At 53.1% G+C, this 1,981-nt stretch carries 1 protein-coding gene and 3 pseudogenes; 2 read left to right on the top strand and 2 right to left on the bottom strand.

The features are described from left to right. Positions 1-661 precede the first annotated feature (661 nt). A pseudogene (locus CLV74_RS22380) lies at positions 662-790 on the top strand (transposase); the annotation flags it as partial. 73 nt (positions 791-863) lie between these two features. Here the strand turns inward: CLV74_RS22380 and CLV74_RS23320 are convergent. Then, positions 864-1,334, bottom strand: a pseudogene (locus tag CLV74_RS23320) (integrase core domain-containing protein); the annotation flags it as partial. A gap of 83 nt (positions 1,335-1,417) precedes the next feature. On the opposite strand from CLV74_RS23320, the pseudogene CLV74_RS22370 reads away from it, so the two are divergent. Continuing rightward, positions 1,418-1,710: pseudogene (locus CLV74_RS22370) on the top strand (transposase); the annotation flags it as partial. A gap of 55 nt (positions 1,711-1,765) precedes the next feature. On the opposite strand, the gene CLV74_RS22365 reads toward CLV74_RS22370, so the two are convergent. Next, on the bottom strand, positions 1,766-1,981 hold a 216-nt coding region (locus tag CLV74_RS22365), incomplete at its 5' end, for an integrase core domain-containing protein (RefSeq protein ID WP_146135015.1).

Genomic DNA, 1,981 nt, shown 5'->3' with positions numbered 1-1,981 from the left:
TTCAAGCTCAGTTGCGTGTAAACGGCTCCCATGCCATGATCTCCTATTAGATAATCCATTGATTTCTAATAGGAGTCGCACTTCAGGGTAGCGCGCTCCGCGCTACAGTTGTCGGGCCTATAATCAACGTTATGTTAATAGAGTGTGTTTGGCGCCAAGGACACTGGACAGATTGGGTTGATTTGACCTTGATTATGTGACCGCCGCCGATGTGCCAACGTGGGTCTGCGATGATCCATAAAGGAGAACGGCCATGTCCGAGATTTTCGCGGTAGGGCTGGATCTGGCGAGGAATGTGTTTCACGTACCCGTAGCAGATGGTGCGGGATAACTTGTCTGCGCAAAAATTTGTGGCGAGCCCAAATTCTGTTGTTTTACTATCAGTTGCCTTACTGATTTATAGCGATGGAGGCATGTGATAGCGCGGATTGTAGCTATGTACAGACTTTCGGGACACTTTCTATAAATTCCCTGATTTGGGGTGGAGGAACTTTTTATGACGTAGGACGAACGCGACCTTCAATGAGAGCTCAGAGTGCTCCAGCATGCCGAGAAGATCGGCAATACTCGCAAAGCGTGCCGGTTTTCGGGATTGGCAGATTGAGGTGCCCCTAGATTTGTAAACGCTTTACCCCCTTAACTTTGCGGCAAGGAGGCCGATATGGGGACAAGAATTTATAGCGACGAGTTCAAGCGTGACGCGGCGCATCAGATCACTATGCGGGGATATCCCGTTCGGGAGGTTTCGCTGCGTTTAGGTGTCAGTACGCATTCTTTGTACAAGTGGATTGTCCTTCGTCGGGGATTTTGGGACAGATGGCAGGCTAATCTAAGACAGGGTCTGGCTCATCTGGTTGGTTTGATTATGCGACGGGTTTGCGGTGAAGCAAGCGCTGGGTTTCGATGGTCTTTCGTTTGATCCTTTCTCTGCGTTGCAGGATGGTCTGACCGCGCCCGAAGTAGACGTCAGCAGGCGTGAGATTGTGCATGCTCTCGTGTTAGCGCCGGAGGTTGTAGTGATCGAAAAAGGCGTCGATCTTTTGCCTGAGATTGCTCGGCAGGTAGTAGTTCTCCAGCAGAATGCGGTTCTTCAGACTCTGGTGCCACCGCTCGATCTTGCCCTGAGTTTGCAGGTAAAACGGGGCAGCTCGGACATGAGCCATCTGCCAGTCTTCTAGTCAATCGGCCAAGTCGCCGGAGATGTAACCAGCGCCATTGTCCGATAGCAGCCGTGGCTTGCGCAGAACCGCTGCCCTCTCGCAGCCGGAGGCTTGCGGGGCCAGGTCCAGTGTGTTGGTCACGCCGCTGGCCTTCATCGTCGTGCAGAGCTTCCAGGTGCTCTGCCTGCTGAAAACTGGACCATTTGAAGCTGGAGTTTTCGGCTACTCTTTCCTGGCTGGGAGAGGAGCGGAAACGCATGAAAGCATCGAAGTTTACGGACGCGCAGAAGGCGTTCATTTTACGGCAAGGCGAAGATGGGATGCCTGTTGCCGAAATCTGTCGCAAAGCTGGGATCAGTCAGGCGACCTACTTCAACTGGAAGAAAAAATACCGTGGGTTGCTGCCCGACGAGATGCGACGGTTGAAGCTGCTCGAAGACGAGAACGCGCGTCTCAAGAAGATCGTCGCGGACCTGACGCTGGACCGTGAAATGCTGCAAGATGTTATTCGCCGAAAGCTTTGAAGCCGGAACGGTCGCGTGAAGAGGTGGTCCTGGAAATTCGACCGGTTTGCCGCCGTGCTAAGCTATAGCATTGGTTTCATTTCAGGCGGCAACCTTCAGGTCCGGAGATCGTCTATCATAGGCCTCGTCCGGCGTCATGATCCCATGTGATGAGTGCGGGCGTCTTTCGTTGTAGTAAGTGATCCAGTTGCCGATCCCGTTCCGGGCTTCGGAACCGGTTTCGAAGGCGTTCAGGTAGACACATTCGTATTTGAGGGATCGCCAGAGCCGTTCGATCATTCGGTTGTCGATCCAGCG

Origin of the sequence: Donghicola tyrosinivorans, from assembly GCF_003003355.1 — a bacterium.
In the GTDB taxonomy this organism is placed as follows: domain Bacteria; phylum Pseudomonadota; class Alphaproteobacteria; order Rhodobacterales; family Rhodobacteraceae; genus Donghicola; species Donghicola tyrosinivorans.
This window is presented reverse-complemented; position numbering and strand designations above follow the sequence as displayed.